General features: G+C 70.9%; 10 protein-coding genes. 4 read left to right on the forward strand and 6 right to left on the reverse strand.

Features of this window, described 5'->3' with window-relative positions; genetic code table 11:
- Positions 1-242: 242 nt before the first annotated feature.
- The 4 genes from ACFP1K_RS39035 to ACFP1K_RS39050 form a co-directional block, all read right to left on the reverse strand.
- Positions 243-1,229: a LacI family DNA-binding transcriptional regulator gene (locus tag ACFP1K_RS39035; RefSeq protein WP_380763243.1), complete on the reverse strand. Its 987-nt coding sequence runs from the start codon at positions 1,227-1,229 to the stop codon at positions 243-245.
- A 312-nt stretch (positions 1,230-1,541) separates the two neighbouring features.
- Complete coding sequence (gene arfA / locus ACFP1K_RS39040) at positions 1,542-3,050, reverse strand: arabinosylfuranosidase ArfA (protein WP_380763245.1); 1,509 nt, start codon at positions 3,048-3,050, stop codon at positions 1,542-1,544.
- 415 nt (positions 3,051-3,465) lie between these two features.
- Positions 3,466-4,761 (reverse strand): ricin-type beta-trefoil lectin domain protein, encoded by a 1,296-nt coding sequence (locus ACFP1K_RS39045; protein ID WP_380763247.1) that lies wholly within the window; start codon positions 4,759-4,761, stop codon positions 3,466-3,468.
- A 582-nt stretch (positions 4,762-5,343) separates the two neighbouring features.
- On the reverse strand, positions 5,344-5,490 hold the full coding sequence (locus ACFP1K_RS39050; RefSeq protein WP_380763249.1) for a hypothetical protein: 147 nt from the start codon (positions 5,488-5,490) through the stop codon (positions 5,344-5,346).
- Between the two features lie 547 nt (positions 5,491-6,037).
- Here ACFP1K_RS39050 and ACFP1K_RS39055 point away from each other — a divergent pair.
- Positions 6,038-6,289, forward strand: coding sequence for an ATP-binding protein (locus ACFP1K_RS39055; protein ID WP_380763251.1), 252 nt, complete (start codon positions 6,038-6,040; stop codon positions 6,287-6,289).
- A 72-nt stretch (positions 6,290-6,361) separates the two neighbouring features.
- On the opposite strand, the gene ACFP1K_RS39060 is transcribed toward ACFP1K_RS39055, so the two are convergent.
- Together ACFP1K_RS39060 and ACFP1K_RS39065 are read right to left on the reverse strand one after the other, a co-directional pair.
- On the reverse strand, positions 6,362-12,094 hold the full coding sequence (locus ACFP1K_RS39060) for a ThuA domain-containing protein (RefSeq protein WP_380763253.1): 5,733 nt from the start codon (positions 12,092-12,094) through the stop codon (positions 6,362-6,364).
- A 601-nt stretch (positions 12,095-12,695) separates the two neighbouring features.
- Positions 12,696-13,262, reverse strand: a complete 567-nt coding sequence (locus ACFP1K_RS39065) for a dienelactone hydrolase family protein (protein WP_380763255.1) — start codon at positions 13,260-13,262, stop codon at positions 12,696-12,698.
- 272 nt (positions 13,263-13,534) lie between these two features.
- Here ACFP1K_RS39065 and ACFP1K_RS39070 point away from each other — a divergent pair, with 272 nt between their 5' ends.
- From ACFP1K_RS39070 to ACFP1K_RS39080, 3 genes are all read left to right on the forward strand, one after another.
- Entirely contained in the window at positions 13,535-14,215 is a 681-nt protein-coding gene (locus ACFP1K_RS39070; protein ID WP_380763257.1) for an alpha/beta fold hydrolase, read from the forward strand.
- 76 nt (positions 14,216-14,291) lie between these two features.
- Positions 14,292-17,003: a helix-turn-helix transcriptional regulator gene (locus ACFP1K_RS39075; RefSeq protein WP_380763259.1), complete on the forward strand. Its 2,712-nt coding sequence runs from the start codon at positions 14,292-14,294 to the stop codon at positions 17,001-17,003.
- Between the two features lie 70 nt (positions 17,004-17,073).
- Positions 17,074-17,748 (forward strand): alpha/beta fold hydrolase, encoded by a 675-nt coding sequence (locus ACFP1K_RS39080; RefSeq protein ID WP_380763261.1) that lies wholly within the window; start codon positions 17,074-17,076, stop codon positions 17,746-17,748.
- Positions 17,749-17,876 lie beyond the last annotated feature (128 nt).

The raw sequence follows: 17,876 nt of genomic DNA on the forward strand, positions 1-17,876 counted from the left end.
CACCCGCTCTCCGCACCAACCTGCGAGAAACCCATCGTGATCGCACCACTGTCCCCGGCCTTGGCACCGGTGTCACCACCGCCACCACCGCCGCCGCAGCCGGCCGCGGCCATGACCGTCAGGCCCGCTAACAGGAGTGCGGAGATCCTCTTCAGCATGGGGGATGTTTCCTTCCGTTCGCGGGGGCGCCGGTATCGCGCGCCCCCGGGGGATTTCGTCTTCGTGTTGCCGTCCGGGTGGGGCTAGGTCAGGGGTGACGTGCTCGCCCTGGCCACGAATCTGGGGGGAACGACGAGACGCTCGCGGGGGACGGACCCGGAGCCCTCGATCTGCCTGAGGAGAACCTCGATGCTGCTGCGGCCCACCGCCCCGAAGTCCTGGCGGACGGTGGTGAGAGGCGGGGAGAAGTACGCCGACTCGGGTATGTCGTCGAAACCGACCACGCTGACCTGCTCGGGCACCCGCACCCTCTCCTCGCTGAACGCCCGGAGCACGCCGAGCGCCATCTGGTCGTTGGACACGAACACCGCCGTCACCCCCGACTGCTTGGCCAGCAGGCGCCCGGCCTGGTAGCCCGACCGCGGACTCCAGTCGCCGGGCAGCGGCTCGGGCACCGGGCGGCCGGCGGCCTCCAGGGCGGAGCGCCAGCCCTCGACGCGCCCCTCGGCCTCCAGCCAGTCCGCCGGTCCCTGGACGTGCCAGACGGTGCTGTGGCCGAGGTCGAGCAGGTGGGCGGTGGCCAGGCGGGCGCCCTCCACCTGGTCGACGCACACCACCGAGACCTCGCCCTCGTGGCCGCCCTCCACCGCCACCGCCGGCAGGTCGCGCGGCAGGTCGGCGAGGGCGCTGGCCGCCGAGCGCTGCGGGGCGACGATCACGACGCCGTCCACGCTCTGCCCGGCCAGGTAGTCCACGGCGTCGCGGACGCCCGCCCGGTCGATCGTGCGCAGCGAGACGATGCTGACGAAGTAGCCCGCGGCACGGGCGGCCTGCTCTATGCCGTAGACCGTGCTGGCCGGGCCGTACAGCGCGGTGTCGAAGCTGACGACACCGAGGGTGCGCGAGTGCCTGGTGACCAGTGCGCGGGCGAGCAGGTTGCGGCGGTAGCCGAGCCGGTCGATCGCCGCGAGCACCCGGGCCCGGGTCTCCGCGCGGACGTTGGGGTGATCGTTCAGCACCCGCGAGACGGTCTGGTGCGACACGCCCGCCGCTTTGGCGACATCGGCCATCACCGGTGGGTGACGTGCCGGTGGGGTTCCCAACGCGCTGCTCCCCTCTCCTGGTCTGAGCACGACTGTGAACGCTAACAATGGGGACCGTCAAGTGTCCCGCTATTACGGTCAGGTCACACTGAAACACCGCGTTAACGCGCTGTTGATCCAGCGGATCCCCTGGAGGGCGGCGTTGTTAGCGTCACATCCGCCCCAGAAGGAGTTTCCGGTCACCCGCCGGCCGGGCCGGTGTGCGCGGCACCGCGCACGATCCGGCGGCGGGGACGGCACGATGATCGCCACCGCGGCCGGCCCCGCGGCCGGAGCGGGTCAGGGCCGGTCGAGACGGATCACGTTCCACGAGACGGGGGGAAGCGTGATCTCCAGCGTGCCGTCGGCGAGGCGGACGTCGGAGTTGGGCCGCGGCACCACCGTGCCGGGGGCGTCGGCGGTGTTGCGGACGTAGGGGTCGGGGCCGGACAGGGTGGTGGCCTCGGCGAGGCGCACCGGGCCGAGGCCCCGCAGGCTCGTGGTGAGGGTGAGCGGCTGGTCCACGGAGCGGTTCACCGCGAACAGCGTGGTGGCGCCGGTCTCCTCGTCGTGGGTGGCGACGGCGTCCAGGGTGGCGACCTCGCCGTACCGCTCGGTGACGTACGACGGCGAGACCGGCTCGGTGCGCAGCACGTGGCCGGCGGCGTGCCGGGACGCCTGGGCGAAGGGGTGGAAGGTGGTCTGGCGCCAGGCGCCGCCGCCGGGCTCGGTCATGATGGGGGCGATGACGTTGACCAGCTGGGCCAGGCAGGCCGAGGTGACGCGGTCGCTGTGCCGCAGCAGGGAGATCAGCAGGCCGCCGAAGGCCACGGCGTCGGCCAGGTGGTAGTGGTCCTCCAGCAGGCGGGGGGCGACCGGCCAGTCCCGTGGCGGCTCGGCGCCCTGGAAGCGGGACAGGTACCAGACGTTCCACTCGTCGAACGAGATGTCGATCTTCTTCTTGCTCTTCAGCCGGGCGCCGACGGCGTCGGCGGTGGCCACCACCGAGTCGATGAAGTGGTCCATGTCCACGGCCGAGGCGAGGAAGGAGCCGAGGTCGCCGTCGTGCTCCTCGTAGTAGGCGTGGCAGGAGATGAAGTCGACCAGGTCGTAGGTCTCCTCCAGGACCGCCGCCTCCCAGGCGCCGAAGGTCTCCATGCTCGAACCGGAGCTGCCGCAGGCCACCAGCTCCAGCGCGGGGTCGACCATGCGCATGGCGCGGGCGGTCTCGGCGGCCAGGCGGCCGTACTCGTGCGCGGTCTTGTGGCCGATCTGCCAGGGGCCGTCCATCTCGTTGCCGAGGCACCACATCCTGATGCCGTGCGGCTCCTTGGCGCCGTTGGCGACGCGCAGGTCGGACAGGTGGGTGCCCTGCTCGACGGTGCAGTACTCCAGCAGGTCGAGGGCCTCGGCGATGCCCCGGGTGCCGAGGTTGACCGCCATCATCGGCTCCACCCCCGCCTTGCGGGTCCACGCGATGAACTCGTCCAGCCCGAACTCGTTGGTCTCGGTGCTGTGCCACGCGAGGTCCAGCCTGCGGGGCCGCCGCTCCCGCGGCCCGACCCCGTCCTCCCAGCGGTATCCCGACACGAAGTTACCGCCCGGGTAGCGCGCGGTGGTCACCCCCAGCTCCCGCACCAGGTCCAGCACGTCCCGCCGGAACCCGTCCTCGTCGGCCGTGGGATGCCCGGGTTCGTACACGCCGGTGTACACACACCGCCCGAGATGCTCGACGAACGTCCCGAACGTGCGCCGCCGGACGGGCGCGACCCGGAACGCGGGATCGAGGGTGAGGTACGCGGTCAACACGATGGTCTCCTCAGATGCGACGCACGCCGGCACATTCACGGCGCGAAGGATTCACCAGATACCGAAATCAGCCGTGAGGTACGTGTTGCTGTTAGCGCGAACATGTCATCTACCTCACATTGGTCTTCAGCGAGTGTTAACGCTCTCACAAACCCGGTCAACCCCACCACAGATCACGATCCGATCTCCTCCCTGAACCACCAGCTCAACCCCTATGTCCGATATCTCCGGTTTCTCCGCCTGATTCCTCCCCCTCTGCCCCTGTTTACGGTCACACCCGGCAACCCACCGGTCAACCCTCCCCACCCGACACCGCGGCGGGCCGGGACATCGGTCCCGGCCCGCCGCTACCGTGCGTTCCGTCCTGGGTCAGTCGCGATCAGCCGGTGAACGCGGAGTGGAGATCGGTCGTGGACTACGCCTGGGTCCATCTCTGGTTGGCGGAGCCGTTGCAGGAGTTGATGGTCACACCGGAGCCGTTGCCGGTGCCGGTGGCGTTGAGGCACAGGTTGTTGGCGACGCTGGTGACGGTGCCGTTGGAGTTCAAGACCCACTGCTGGTTGTTGTTGCCGTGGCAGTCGTAGAGCTGGACGCGGGTGCCGGAGCCGGCGTTGGTCGGGGAGTCCACGCACTTGCCGAGGATCTGCAGCTGCCTGCCCGAGGTGTAGGTGAACCTCTGGTTGGGGTTGGTGTGGCAGTCGTAGACCTGCAACTGGGTGCCGTTGGCGGTGGCGCTGTTCGGTGAGTCGACGCACCGGCCCGCCGCCTCGTTGCGCAACCGGAACGACGTCCCGGAGGTCGGGGTCGGCGTCGGCGTGACGGTCGGGGTGACGGTCGGCGTCGGGGTGACGGTCGGGTCGCCGCCGTCGAGCGTGAGGTTCTTCTGCTGGACCTGCCACTGGGTGTTGCACAGGCCGCAGCCGCCGCCGACGAAGTTGGTGCCGGAGGTCCTGTCGCCCTTCAGGCGCCATTTGAGCCACAGCACGGCCACGCGGCCGAACTCGCCGCCGTTGGTCTGGCCGTAGGTGCCGCCGTGCCCGACGTTCAGGTTGCCCATGAACGCCGGCAGCCCGGCCGGCAGCTTGCCCCAGTCGTCCATGGCGTTCGGGTAGGCGATGTCGCTGGACCCGCCGATGAAGTAGCCGATCGGCTTGGTCAGCCGGCGCAGCTGGTAGTCGTCGGAGTCGTTCAGCAACCCGCTGCTGAAGATCGTGGTCGTACTGATCCGTGAGTCGTTGGAGACCGCGTAAGCCTCCAGCCCCCCGCAGGAGAACCCTCCTACCGCGATCTTGCCGGTTTCCAGCTTGCCGAAGTATTTGCTGCCCTGGCGGCTGTTCTCCGCGACCGCCCAGTCGATGGACTGGGTGAGCTGCTGGGACGTCGTCGAGCCTGAGCCGTTCGGGGCGCCGCTGGCGATGACCAGGAAGCCGTGCGAGGAGATCTCGCGCAGGAAGTTCAGCTGCGAGAGCCCGTTGGCGGAACAGCCTCCGTTGCCCCACACGTAAATGGGAAGTTTCTCCGACGGCAGGGTTCCGGGCCGGTAGATGGTGTGATTGGGCAGACCGGTGGAGGTCTCGTAGTCAGCCGGGTAAGGCCCCGAGCCGCCGACCGCCGCGACAGCCGTCGGCGTCGTGGTCAGCGCCATTATTCCGGCGCAGACCGGCACGACCGCCGCCGCCAGTACCGCGCTGATGATCGAGCGTTTTCTCATTTCGCCCTCCGAGGGTGTCACGACGGCGCTCTGAATCGGTTGTGGCGTGCGCGGCACACACCGGCGGAGCCCGGCAACGGCGCACCTGCTCCCACCGCGGCCAGGCCGGCCGGCGCCGACCGGATCTGGAGATCGACATGGCGAGCCACCGACCGCACGCCGCGCATGTGTCAGGCGGAACGAGCCGGACGAGCGCAACGTGCAGTTACTATCACTGCGGTCAAATTAAGTGTCAACTGACCGCGATTCCGCCGGTTGATCGGTACGCGCACAGACCGCCATAACCCCCGGCCCGATCGCATCCCGGCGGCCGGGCGGTCGTTCGACGAGGTGAAAGTTTCTGTCAGCCACCCTCACCGGCCGAGGCGGAACCGGAGTTCTCCGATCCCTGGACGTGGGTGATCCAGGACGCGGCGGCCGGCACGTGAGCCGTCACTCCGGAGATCCCGCGTCCCGGGATGTACGGCGGGACTTTGGACCGGGGCTTATTACCTGAGGTGCTGGGTCAAGGCGTCCGCGGCCTCTCGGGCGCTCTTGGCGTCCACTGACGCCAGCGTGTCGCGCACCTTGATCATGTGAGTGTCACGCGTCCGGATGACACTTCACGGAGCTGGTCGAGACCTTCCAGGGTCGTGGCCGCGGCTCCGCCTGGTAGAGATCCAGCTCGGCCCAGTCGCAGTAGGCGGTCCATTCGGGCCGTTCCGGATCGGCGCCTTCCATCAGTCGCATCGCGCGAGCCAATCGTGCGCGAGCGGCGGTGTGATCACCCATCAGGGAGTAGGCACCCGCCTCGCGGCTCGCCCATGAGGCGCAGGGCTCGCAGTTCGGTGCGCAGCTCGTGGACATGTCGCATTCCAACGTTCTCTGGCGGCACGAAGGAACTGAAAGCGACACTTGCCGATGTACCGACCGCACTGGTCACGAATGTACGCCGTTTCACATCCGTTTCCTCCGTTTCGCCAGATATGAGGAACGCGCACGAATAATTTTCACCATATGGCGGCGGCGGGAAACCGAGTTCCGAGGGACTGAGGCCAGGAAGGCGACGGGGCGGTTCCAGCCGCGCTCCGCGCAGGCCTGGACGAAAGGGGTGCGCTGACCGGCCACGGTCACCTCCGGCGATGTCGTCACCACGGAAAGTAGCCGATCGCGGGGGGAAAAGGAGGGCCGATCGGAAAGAAAAGTCGGGCCGAATGTCCGCCGGGACATCCGCATAACGCACCGGCTGGACGGTTCTCTGAAGGGGTCAAGATCCCCTAACGAAGGAAACCGGCGAATGCGTATCTATTCCTCCGGCAAGCGGGAGGAAACCGTGGTGCTTCCCGGATCGGAGGCGTCCGTCGGCGAAGGAAGGCGATGGCTGAGAAAGGTCCTCGTCGGCCATGCGCGCCGCGACGACGCCGTCCTGGTGCTCTCGGAGCTTCTCACCAACGGCGTCGTGCACAGCCGCTCCGCCGAGCTCCGCGCGTCCGTCCTCGTCGAGTGGGACGGCTCGATCCACCTCAAGGTCGCCGACCAGGGCACCTGATCGTCTTGTTCACGCGTGATGGATCCCCTCGGGGTCGGCGGGGTGCCGGTGGGGCCGGCACCCCGCGCACGGTCACCTTCTCGGGGTGCCGCCGTACCGGACGATCAGCGCGTCGGCGTCGCGCAGGAGCGTGGTCCGGACCTGGCCGTCGGTGACGACCTTCCTGTCGTCGACGACCTTCTTGAAGTTCTCGAGCTCCTTGACGATCTTCTTGTGGTCCCCGCCCCTCTTGTCCTCGGCCTTGCGCACGTCGCAGAGCGCCTTGTGGAGCTTCTCCGCGCCCTTGCGGCTGAGCTTCCCTTGCGCCTTGAAGCGGTCGATCAGCTTGCCGATGTCCTCCGTCGAGGTGACGACGGAGAACCTCACCGTCTGCACGGTCTGGTTGCCGGCCTTGTTGACGGCGGTGACGGTGAGCGTGTGCTCGCCCAGCGCCAGCTGGTGGAGCGGTGTCACCGTCCCCGGCCTGTACGGACGGCCGTCGAGCGTGCCGGTCACCGTCTTCACCCCTGACCCGGTGTCGACGGCCTCCCACGCGATCCGCAGGTCCTGGCCGTCGCCGTACTGCTTGCCGTTCGCGACCCCAGTGACCAGGACGGTGGGGGCCCTCGTGCCGATCCTGACCGTCACGGCCTTGATCGCCTCGACGTTCCCCGCGTTGTCGGCCGAGCGGTACTGCAGCTCGTGCGAGCCCTGACCCGAGATGTCGACCACCTGGGTGAACGGCGTCCAGGCGCCGCCGTCCAGGGAGTACTCGGTCCGCGCCACGCCGGACGTCTGGTCCGTCGCGGAGAGGGTGACCGGCACGGCGCCGTTGTGCCAGCCGTCGTCGTTCGCCGGGGCGGACGTGGCGCTGGTCATCGGTGCCGTCGCGTCCACCTTGAGCGCGAGGGTCTTGGCGTCCTCGACGTTGCCGGCCTTGTCGGCGGAGCGGTAGGCGAGCGTGTGCGGGCCGTCGCCGGAGACGACGACCGGCTCGGTGTACGCGGTCCACTCGCCGCCGTCCAGCTGGTACTCCGTGCGGTCGGTACCGCTGCCGTTCTCCTCGTCGGCGGCGGTCAGCGTGACCGTCACCGGCGCGGTGAACCAGCCGCTCGCCGGCTCCGCCGGGTCGGTGACCGCCGAGGTCACCGGGGCCGTCTCGTCCTCGTCCTCCCCGCCCTCGGTGAGGTGGAAGTAGTCGAACGCGGCGGTCTTGGACGCCGTCTGGCTCCCGCCGAAGGCGAACAGGCCGGCCTTGGCGCCACCGGCGAGCGCGCCGTTGGTCACCGGGGCCGGCGCGCCGTTCGCGGCGACCTCGGTCCAGGTGGTGCCGTCGGAGGAGTAGTAGCCGTGGAAGACGTCCCCCTGCTTCGCCAGGCGCAGCCACCAGACGCCGGCGGTGAGGCCGGTGACCTGTGGTTGCGGGTCCCGCACGGTCCCGGCGGCCTCGCTGCGCAGCTCGATCCTGCGCGTGACCGCCGAGCCCGCGGCGTTGTCGGTGATGTAGTCGAGCTTCACGTAATCGTCGTCACCGGCGTACACGATCAGGCCGCCCTGCTGGTAGGCCTCGTTGAGCGCCGACGCGTCGATCTTCGTCTCCAGCGTCCAGTCCCCGTCCGGCGTCTTCTGCAGGACGAAGTTCTTCGGAGCGCTGTTGCCGGTCCCGTAGATGTCACCCGTCTGGGTGTCGATCCGCAGCGCGCCGTCGGCCACCCGCGCCGTCACGGGGTCGAGGCGCACCGAGGCGTTCCAGCGGCAGGCGTCGAGGAGGGTGCCGTCGAACTCGTCGTCCGGACCCGGGCCGGCCGCGGTGTCGTCGGGGGTGATGTGGAACCAGTCGAACGCCGCGTCCACCACCGGGCGGGTGCCGGTGGCCGCCAGCGAGATCATGCCGATCCTCGGGCTGGTGATCCCGGCGAGCGCCTTGGTCTGCGCCATGGCGGTGTAGGTCGCACCGTCGGCCGAGTAGTGCGCGGTGATGCCGGTGCCGTCGCTGACGAAGCGGACGTACACCGTGTCGGGGTAGGCGTCCCCGAGCGTGGCGGAGTTGCTCTCCCCCACCTCGTTGGGCGAGCCGTTCTCCTCACGGATGAACTGGAACACGCGGTTGGCGTGGTCGTTCGTCCCCCGTGCCTCCAGCACCATCTTGGCGTAGTTGTCGTCGTCGCCGTAGACGACCAGGCCCGCCTGCTGGTACGCGTCACGCGCGTCCATCGTGAGCTTGGCGGTGGCCGTCCAGGGACCGGACGGCGCCGGCTGCACCACGATGTTCGGCGTGTCGCCGCCGGTGCTGTAGATGTCGGTGAGGAACGTCGGGATCACGAGCTTGCCGTCCGCGACCCGCAGGTCCTGGTTCTCCCGGACGACCGACCAGCGGTCCCGGTCGAGCCCCGTCCCGAGGAAGTCGTCGGAACGGCCGGTCAGGCACTGCGAGCTCACCGCGTCCACCTTGACCGTGACCTGCGCGGTGGTGGCCGCGCCCTTGGAGTCGGTCACCTTCACGGTCGCGTTGTAGGTGCCGGGGGCGGCGTAGGTGTAGCTCGCCTCGGCGGTGTCCGGCTGCGGCGCGCCGCTCACCCCGAAGTTCCACTTGTAGGTGAGCGGCTCGTCGCTCTCGGGGTCGGTGGCCGTGGCCGTGAAGGTGACCGTCAGCGGCGCGACGCCGGTCGACGGGGTGGCCGTCGCGGTCACCGCCGGACGCTGGTTCTCGGTGACGCCCTTGCCGACGAAGTCCATCCAGTTGACGTTGACCAGGTAGGCGTCGGCGGCGGCGCCCGCCGGCTTGCGCGCGACGAAGTACAGCGGCCCGGTCTGCGCCGGCGAGCCGGTCAGGTTGACCGTGTAGTCGTCGAACGTCTGCCAGCCGCCGGTGCCCGGCACGTCGACCGAGCCGAGCAGTGTGCCGGTCTCGGGGTCGCCGAGCCGCACCTGCACGGTGCCGCCGTTGTTGCCGGACGACGCCCGGATCCGGATCGCGGTGATGCCCCCGAGGTTGGCCGGGGCGAACGACCACCAGTCGCCGTCCTGGATGAACCCGATGTTCCGGGCCCCGCCCTGCGGGTCGGTGGTGGTCTCCGGCTGGACGCCGGGGTTGTCGGTGCCGGTGCCGTCCGCGACGCGGCCGGTCTCGGTGAAGTGCTCGGCCTGCTTGCGCTTGGGCTGCAGGACTACCTGTCCCCGGCCGGTGAGCGACCTGGCCGCGCCGCCGGAGCCGCCGTTGTCGGCGTAGGTGGCCTCCAGGATGTAGAACAGGTTGTCGTCGGTGCCGTGGCCGCTGTCGGTGAGCGTCTGCAGCACGCCTTCACAGCCCTGGTGCTCGTCGAGCGGGTGGCCGTGGCTGTCGTGACCGAGATACGCCTGCACCTTGACCTTGGTGCAGTCGATGGTGCCGTCCTCGGGGTCGGTGACGGCGACCTTGTACCTCACCTGGTCGCCGAACTCGAAGAACCCTCCGTCCGGCGGCGGGGTCAGCGTGACCGTCGGGCGGGTGTTGCCCGCGACGATCGGGATGCTCGCCGTGGCCTTGACGCCGTCGGTGTTGGTGATCGTCAGGACCGCGCTGTAGTTGCCCGCGCCGGTGTAGGTGTGCGCCGGGTTCGGGTCGGTGGAGTCGACGGTGCCGTCGTCGTCGAAGTCCCAGGCGTAGGTGAGCACCTTGCCTTCCGGGTCCAGCGAGCCCTCGCTGGAGAACTGGACGCGCAGCGGCGCCGGGCCGTCGGTCCTGTCCGCCGAGGCGCGGGCGATCGGCGGCCGGGTGCCCTTGACGTAGTCGACGCGGTAGACGCCTGAGTCGGCGTTGTCGCCGCCGAAGCCGGAGCCCCACTCGATCAGGTACATCGCGCCGTCGGGGCCGAACCTGAGGTCCATGGGCCGCTTGAAGCTCAAGGACGCGAGGATCTGGTTGATCTTGACGAGCGAGGTGGTGTCCTCGTTGACCTGGAACGAGAAGATCTTGTTGGTGTTCCACTCACCGAAGATCGCCTTGCCGTCCCAGTAGGCCGGCCACTTGGTGGTCGAGGTCAGCCCGGGGTCGTACCGGTAGACGGGACCCGCCATCGGCGCGCCGCCGTTCAGCTCGGGGAAGTTCTGCGCGTCGATGGCGGCGTGGTACCAGACGGTCGCGGGGATCATCGGCGGCGGGTTCGCCAGGCCCGTGTTGTTGGGCGAGTCGTTGACCGGCGCCGCGCAGTCGAACGCCGCCCGCGAGGTCCTGGTGGCGAAGTCGTAGTCGATGTACGGCGTGTTGTCGCCGACGCAGTAGGGCCAGCCGTAGTTGCCCGGCCTGCTCATGAGGTTCCACTCGACGGTGTTCTCCGGGCCGCGCGTGGGGCTCCTGGAACCGGCGTCGGGGCCGTAGTCGGCCACCATGGGGTATCCGGTCTTCGGGTCGAGCCCGATCCGGAAGGGGTTGCGCAGGCCCATGGCGTAGATCTCGGGCCTGGTCTTCTCGGTGCCCGGGGCGAACAGGTTGCCGGTGGGCACGGTGTAGGTGCCGTCGGCCTCGGGGTGGATCCGCAGCAGCTTGCCGCTCAGGTCGTCGGTGTTGCCCGCGGTGCGCTGCGAGTCCCACGCGGCACGGCCCGGCTGCTCGTCGAGCGGGGCGTAGCCGTCGGACGCGAACGGGTTGGTGTTGTCACCGGTGCCGAGCCACAGGTCACCCGTCTTCTGGTCGACGACCATGCCGCCGCCGTGGTGGCAGCACTCGGCGCGCTGCACCGGCACGTCGAGGATCGTCTTCTCGCTCGCCATGTCCAGGCTGTCGCCGGTCACGGTGAAACGGCTCAGCCGGTCGACGTTCGTGCCCGCCGGCGAGTAGTAGAGGTAGACCCACTTGTTGCTGTCGAAGCCGGGGGCGAGGGCCAGGCCGAGCAGGCCGCTCTCGTTGGCGGTGAACACGGTGAGGCGCGCGGCCGTCACGGTGCCGCCGGCAGGCTTGATGATCTTGACGTCGCCGAGCCGGTCGATGTAGAAGACGCGGCCGTCCTTGGCGACGTCCAGCATCATCGGGTTCGCGGTGTTGTCGTCGAGGGTGGTCTTCTCGAAGCCGCCGCTCTGCGAGGCGGAGCAGTCCGCCTTCTCCGCGCCCGCGGCGGTCTTGATGCCGCCGAGGAGCATGCTCAGGAACCGCGGCTCGGCGAAGCTCTCCTTGGTGTGGCCGAGCCCGGTGTACCACGAGCGGCCGCCCTGGAAGTCCTGGCACCACGCCGTCGGGTGGTCGGCGCCCATGGTGCCGCCGGTGTAGGACTTCTCGTCCAGCGACGCCAGCACGTGCACGGTGCCGCGGGGGTCGGCCTGGAAGTCGTACCACTCGTCGGTGCGGGACCACGAGGTCGGCAGGCCCTGCGTCGAGGGGTGCGCCGGGTCCTCGACCTTGACGGTGGCCTGCTGGATCGCCGGGTGCGACTTGAAGTACGCGCCGACCAGCTTGCCGTACCACTCCCAGTCGTAGCCGCTGTCGGACGCCGCGTGGACACCGGCGTAGCCGCCACCGCCCTGGATGTAACGCTGGAAGGCGTCCTTCTGGTCCTGGGTGCTCAGCGGGTCGCCGGTCGTGGACATGAAGACGACGGCCTGGTACTGCGCCAGGTTCTCGTCGGTGAACAGCGAGCTGTCCTCGGTCGCGTCGACCGCGAAGTCGTTCTCCAGGCCGAGCTTCTGTACGGCCGCGACGCCGTCGGGGATCGAGTCGTGCCGGAAGCCGGTGGTCTTGGAGAAGACGAGGATCTTGAAGGCGGGTTCCGCGGCGCCGGCGGCGCTCGTGGCACCCGCCGCGGCCGCGGACGGCGCGACGAGGGAGAGGAAGGGGAGCAGGAGTACGAGGGCCATCGCCGCAACCAACCCGGGCAGGGGGCGGCGGGCGTTGGGTTGGGAGGCCGCGGGGAGGGGCCTGGCCCACGTTCGAGAACGTGGTGACATGGAGGGGTACCTTTCCTGACCGGGGGACGGTGTCAGGCGAGGCGCGCGCCGCCGCGCTCGTTGCCGATGATCGTCGATGGGTGAGGATCGGAGTGCAGTCTCGGCCGCCGAGGCCGGAGCCGTTTACCGAGACGTGCCCGGCGTCTGCCGCCGGCCGGGCGGTGCCACCGGCGGCGCGCCGGAGGTCTCGCTCCTGCGCCACGTGGTTCACCGCCCCTTCTCTGTCTCCGCGATCAACCCACGAGGGTTGTAACACGCGCAAATCCGGCCCGCACCCCCGCCGCGGATAACGAGTTGACATCGGCCGGTCGGACGTCAGGACAGTGATTGTCATATCCCGGCACCTGGCCAGCGGCGACACGATCTGGATGCGGGTGGCGCCGGCCGGTGCCCGGAACCAGCTCGTGTACCCGCACGTGTCGCCGAACCTGAAAGGCCGGCGGTGAAGTGATGGTGGCGCGCCGGTGCGCGAGGACGGCAGATCAGCCGGCCCCGGCTTGCCCCTAGGTCGTCACGCGAGCGACCTCAGGAACGTCAGCGTGCGGGAAAGCAGCAGCGCGGCGGAGTCCGGGTCGTAGGACGGCAGCGTGTGGTCGGCGAAATAGTGCTGGTCACCGTGATAGAGGAACAGCTCGCCCCGCGCGGCCGACGCGACCACCTCCCGGGCGAAACCGATGTCGCCCTCGCCGGCGAAGAAGGGATCGGCGTCCATGCCGTGCACCTGGACGGGCACCCCGTCCGGCCAGGCGTCGCCGAACTCCTTGAGCGGCGCGCAGGCGTAGTACAGCAGCGCGCCCCGCGCGCCCGGCCGGGTCTGAGCCAGCTTCTGCGCGGAGAGGACACCGATCGAGAAGCCGGCGTAGACCAGGTCGGCGGGCAGGTCCTCGACCGCTCGGGTACCGCGCTCGATCATCGCGCCGAAGCCGACTCGCTGGACGTGATCCATCCCCTCCTCGATGCCGCCGAACGTACGGCCCTCGAAGAGGTCGGGTGTGTGGACGGTGTGCCCGGCCCGCCGCAGCTCGTCGGCGAACGCGGTGACGCCCGGCGTGAGCCCCAGCACGTGATGAAACAGCACGATATTCGCCATATCTCCCCGACCATCACCGGCGATACGAACAACCACAAAAGTAGTGTCGGACGGCCGTACCCCGCCACAGGCACGGCAAGACGATCCGAGCGCGTCGCGGCGCGTCGACGCCACAGGCGGGCGAGTGTCGTCATGTACCGGCCGGAGGCCGGTCGAGTGCGGAACTCTGCGTGCTGTCCTGCGTGGCTCGTGATCTTCCATGCGGCTTGAATAGGGCCACCGGACAGGCGTCGGGCCTGTCGTCCAGGTCAGGAGCGGCCATGACGGCCATCAGGAACATTGTGCTCGTGCACGGTGGCTTCGTGGACGGATCCGGCTGGCGGGGCGTCTACGACGAGCTCGCCGGGGACGGCTTCCACGTGCGGGTCGCGCAGAACCCGGCGCTGTCGCTGGAGGGTGACGTCGCCGCGACCCGCCGGATCCTCGACGGCCTCGACGGCCCGGCCGTCCTGGTCGGCCACTGCTACGGCGGGGTCGTCATCAGCGAAGCCGGGACCCACCCCAACGTCGCGGTGCTCGCGTACATCGCCGCGTTCGCCCCCGAGAAGGGCGAATCGGTCGCCACCCTCACCGCCGACCCGGCGGCCGGGGCGCCGGTGCCGCCGATCCTGCCCCCGCGCGACGGCTTCCTGCTCCTCGACCGGGACAGGTTCCACGGCTCGTTCGCCGCCGACCTGCCCGCGCGGACCGCCGCGTTCATGGCGGACGCGCAGGTCCCCTGGAACGTGGACACCCTCGGCGGGACGGTCACCGAGCCGGCCTGGCGGCACAGGCGCAGCTGGTACCTGGTGGCCACCGCGGATCGCATGATCCCGCCGCCGGCCCAGCGCACCATGGCCCGGCGCGCCGGAGCGGTCGTCGTCGAGGCCATCGGCAGCCACGCCGTCCACGTCTCCCAGCCCGCGGTGGTCGCCGACCTCATCCGCCAGGCCGCGGCCTGATGGACACCGCCACGCACAAGGTGCTCGCCCTGGTCACGGAGCGCTCGCGCCGGGACGGCACGCCGGAGGAGGCGATATGAGCATCGTCGCCGCGGCGCCGCCCGCCCTCGTGGGACGAGACGCCGAACTGCGCGACCTGCTGGCGCTGCTGGACGAGGCGAAGCTGGGTGGCGGCGCGCTGATGCTGAGCGGCGCGGCGGGCGTCGGCAAGTCGGCGCTGCTCGGGGTCGTCACGGCCGAGGCCGCGGCCAGGGACGCGCGCGTGCTGACCGTGACCGGCGTGCCCGCCGAGGGCCAGGCCCCCTACGAAGGGCTGCGCAGGCTGCTCGCGGGGACCGGGCTCGTGGCCGGCGACCTCCACGGCGGCCCGCTGCGCGCCGCGATGTCGGTGCTGCACCGGTTGTCCGCCCTGGCGGGCGATTCGCCGGTGGTGCTCGCCGTCGAGGACGCGCACTGGCTGGACGAGCCGAGCTGGGAGGTGCTCGCGTTCGTCGGCCGCCGGTTGCGCTCGGACGCCGTCGTGCTGCTGGCGACCCTGCGCGACGACGCCGACGCGCGGACCAGGCTCGCCGCGTCGGGGCTGCCCGTGCTGACCGTGCCGCCGCTGACCGGCCAGGCGGCGGCGGAGCTGCTGGCGCGGGTCGCTCCCGAGCTGGGCATCGCGCTGCGCGCCCGCGTGCTGGCGGAGGCGGAAGGCAATCCGCTCGCGCTGATCGAATTCGCCGCGCTGGCCTCCCGGCAGGACCAGGAGCTCCTCGCGTCGAGCAGGCTGCCTTTGACCGAGCGGCTGGAGCGGGCGTTCGCCCAGGCGCTGGCCGCGCTGCCCGCCGACACCAGGATCCTGACGCTCGTCGCCGCCGTCAACGAGGACGACGCGATCGAGGAGAACACCCGGGCCGCGTCCCTGCTGACGGGCAGGCCGATCGGGGCGTCCGCGCTGGTTCCCGCGACCCGGGCGGGGCTGGTCGTGGCCGACGTCGCGCGCGTCCGGTTCCGGCACCCGCTGGTCAGGTCGGCGATCGTCCAGGCGGCCGGGACCGGCCTGTCCCGCGAGGCGCACGCCGCGCTCGCCGGCGTCCTGCCCGATGACGACGACCGCAAGATCTGGCACCGGGCGGCGGCCGCCGCCACCTACGACGACGACATCGCGGCCGGCCTCGCCGCCGCCGCGCTGCGCGCCGAGGGCAGGGGCGCCACGGGACGTGCCCTGGAGGCGCTGGAGCGCGCCGCCTACCTCACCGCGGACCCCGTGCGCCGGGGCGCGCGGCTGGTCGACGCCGCCTTCATGGCCTTCGACCTCGGCGATCGCGCCGCCCTGGAACGCCTTGTCGGCCGCGCGGAGGACGCCGACCTGGCCCAGGTCGACCGGTCACGGCTCACCTACTTCCGCGACGTTGCCCTGCATTTCGTGTGGACCGGCGTGGACCGGCTGTCCGACCTCGGCGAGTTCCTCGACGAGATGCGCGCGCGTGACGGCTCGGCGTTCGCGCTGCGCTGGCTGGCCAGGGTGAGTATGCGCTGGTACTTCGCCAATCCCCCGCGGGAGAGCCGCGCGCTCGTGCTCTCCGCGATCGAACGGCTGGCCGTGCCCGAGGACGACCCGCAGATCGTCTCGTCGCTCGCGATGATCAGCCCCGTCGAGCGCGGCAGGCAGGTACTCCGCCAGCTCGACGCGCTGAGCAAGGCGAGCTGGGTCAGCCCGCACAACCTGCAAATGCTGGGCGACGCGGCGAACGCGGTCGGGGCGTTCCCGCTGGGGGCCCGGATGTACGCGGAGTCGGTCGCGGGGATGCGGGCGCGGGGGCCGTTCGGGTCGCTCGCGCACTCGCTCGTCGGGCAGGCGACGTCGGCGGCCCGGCTCGGCGACACCCGGCTCGGGGTCATCGCCGCCGCCGAGGGCAGGGCACTGGCCCTGGAGACCCGGCAGCCGCAGTGGGTGCTCACCGCGGACGCCGCGTCCGCCGAGATCCACGCGTTGCGCGGCGCGACGGACGTCGCGCGCGATCTCGCCGCGCGGGTGGAACAGGCGTTCATGTCGGCGGGGGCGTACCCGATGCTGTCCCTGGTGCAGTTCGCGAAGGGGGCCGCCGAGCTGGCCGACGGAGCCTTCGAGGCGGCCTGGGACGCGCTGCGCCCGATCTTCACCCCCAGCGAGGTCAGCTACAACCAGAACCTGCGGCTGTGGGCACTGCCGCACCTGGCGGAGGCGGCCCTGCTCAGCGGACGGCAGGCGGAGCTGTGCGCGGTCGCCGGCGAGCTGACCCCGGTGATCGAGGAAAGCGGGTCGCCGGTCGGGCAGGTCGCCCTCGCCTACATCCGGGCCGTCACCGCGCCCGACGAGAGCGCCGAGGAGCTGTTCAGGCGGGCGCTCCGCGACGACCTGGTGGGCTGGCCGTTCGAACGGGCGCGGCTGCGGTACGCGTGGGGCGCGTGGCTGCGCCGCCAGCGCCGCGCCGCCGAGGCCAGGGCGCCGCTGCGCGCGGCGGCCGAGACGTTCGACGCGCTCGGCGCGGTGCCCTGGTCGGAGCGCGCGCTGCGCGAACTGCGCGCGAGCGGCGAGCGGATCCGCCGCAAGCACGACGCCCGCGACCGGCTCACCGCCCAGGAGACGCAGATCGCGCAGCTCGTCGCGGACGGCCTGACCAACCGCGACATCGGCAGGCGGCTGTTCGTCTCGCCCCGCACGGTCAGCACGCACCTGTCGCGCATCTTCCCCAAGCTCGGCATCACCACCCGCGGCGAGCTGAGCCGTCTCATGGCCGCGCGCGACGGCGAGTACATCATTTGACGTACGCGAGGGAAGCCGCCCGATTCCTACCGTGAGACACGTTCCCCTTCTCCCCTCGCGAAGGAGCGGCATGATCCGCAACATCGTGCTCGTCCACGGCGGCTTCGTCGACGGCTCCGGCTGGCAGGCCGTCCACGACCTGCTCGTCGCCGACGGCTACCGCGTGTCGGTCGTGCAGAACCCGACCCTGTCCCTGGCCGGCGACGTCGCCGCCACCCATCAGGTCATCGACGGCCTGGACGGTCCCTGCGTCCTGGTCGGCCACTCCTACGGCGGCGTCGTCATCAGCGAGGCGGGCACCCACCCCGGCGTCGCGGCGCTGGCCTACATCGCCGCGTTCGCCCCCGACAAGGGCGAGTCGGTGAACACGCTGATCGCCGACCCGCCGCCCGGGGCGCCGGTCCCGCCGATCCTGCCCCCGGTGAACGGATTCCTTCTCCTCGACCGGGAGAAGTTCGCCGCGTCGTTCGCGGGGGACCTGCCCGCCGACCAGGCGGCGTTCATGGCCGACTCCCAGGTCCCCTGGGGCGTGGACGCGCTCGGCGGCACGGTCACCGAACCCGCGTGGCGGGCCAAGCCGTCCTGGTACCTGGTGGCGACCGACGACCGGATGATCCCGCCGCCGGCCCAGCACGCCATGGCACAGCGCGCCGGGGCGACCGTGGCGGAGACACCGGGCAGCCACTCGGTCTACCTGTCGCAGCCCGCGGCGGTCGCCGACCTCGTCCGCCGGGCCGCCGCCTGACCCGTCGGGCATGAGCATCACCGCGGGACCCGCGGACGCCGGCGCCGGAGCGGCCGCCGGCGCCGGAGCGGCCGCCGGCGCCGGAGCGGCCGCCGGCGCCGGTCCATCTCGCGCCGGTCGGCCCCGGC

This window comes from Sphaerisporangium aureirubrum, assembly GCF_042658925.1.
Lineage (GTDB): Bacteria > Actinomycetota > Actinomycetes > Streptosporangiales > Streptosporangiaceae > Sphaerisporangium > Sphaerisporangium aureirubrum.

Excerpts from the sequence above, each read along its gene's own strand:
- ACFP1K_RS39075 (WP_380763259.1), top strand. The coding sequence starts at position 14,292 with ATGAGCATCGTCGCCGCGGCGCCGCCCGCCCTCGTGGGACGAGACGCC.
- ACFP1K_RS39060 (WP_380763253.1), bottom strand. The coding sequence starts at position 12,094 with ATGGCCCTCGTACTCCTGCTCCCCTTCCTCTCCCTCGTCGCGCCGTCC.
- ACFP1K_RS39080 (WP_380763261.1), top strand. The coding sequence starts at position 17,074 with ATGATCCGCAACATCGTGCTCGTCCACGGCGGCTTCGTCGACGGCTCC.
- ACFP1K_RS39050 (WP_380763249.1), bottom strand. The coding sequence starts at position 5,490 with ATGCGACTGATGGAAGGCGCCGATCCGGAACGGCCCGAATGGACCGCC.
- ACFP1K_RS39045 (WP_380763247.1), bottom strand. The coding sequence starts at position 4,761 with ATGAGAAAACGCTCGATCATCAGCGCGGTACTGGCGGCGGCGGTCGTG.
- ACFP1K_RS39055 (WP_380763251.1), top strand. The coding sequence starts at position 6,038 with ATGCGTATCTATTCCTCCGGCAAGCGGGAGGAAACCGTGGTGCTTCCC.
- ACFP1K_RS39070 (WP_380763257.1), top strand. The coding sequence starts at position 13,535 with ATGACGGCCATCAGGAACATTGTGCTCGTGCACGGTGGCTTCGTGGAC.
- ACFP1K_RS39035 (WP_380763243.1), bottom strand. The coding sequence starts at position 1,229 with ATGGCCGATGTCGCCAAAGCGGCGGGCGTGTCGCACCAGACCGTCTCG.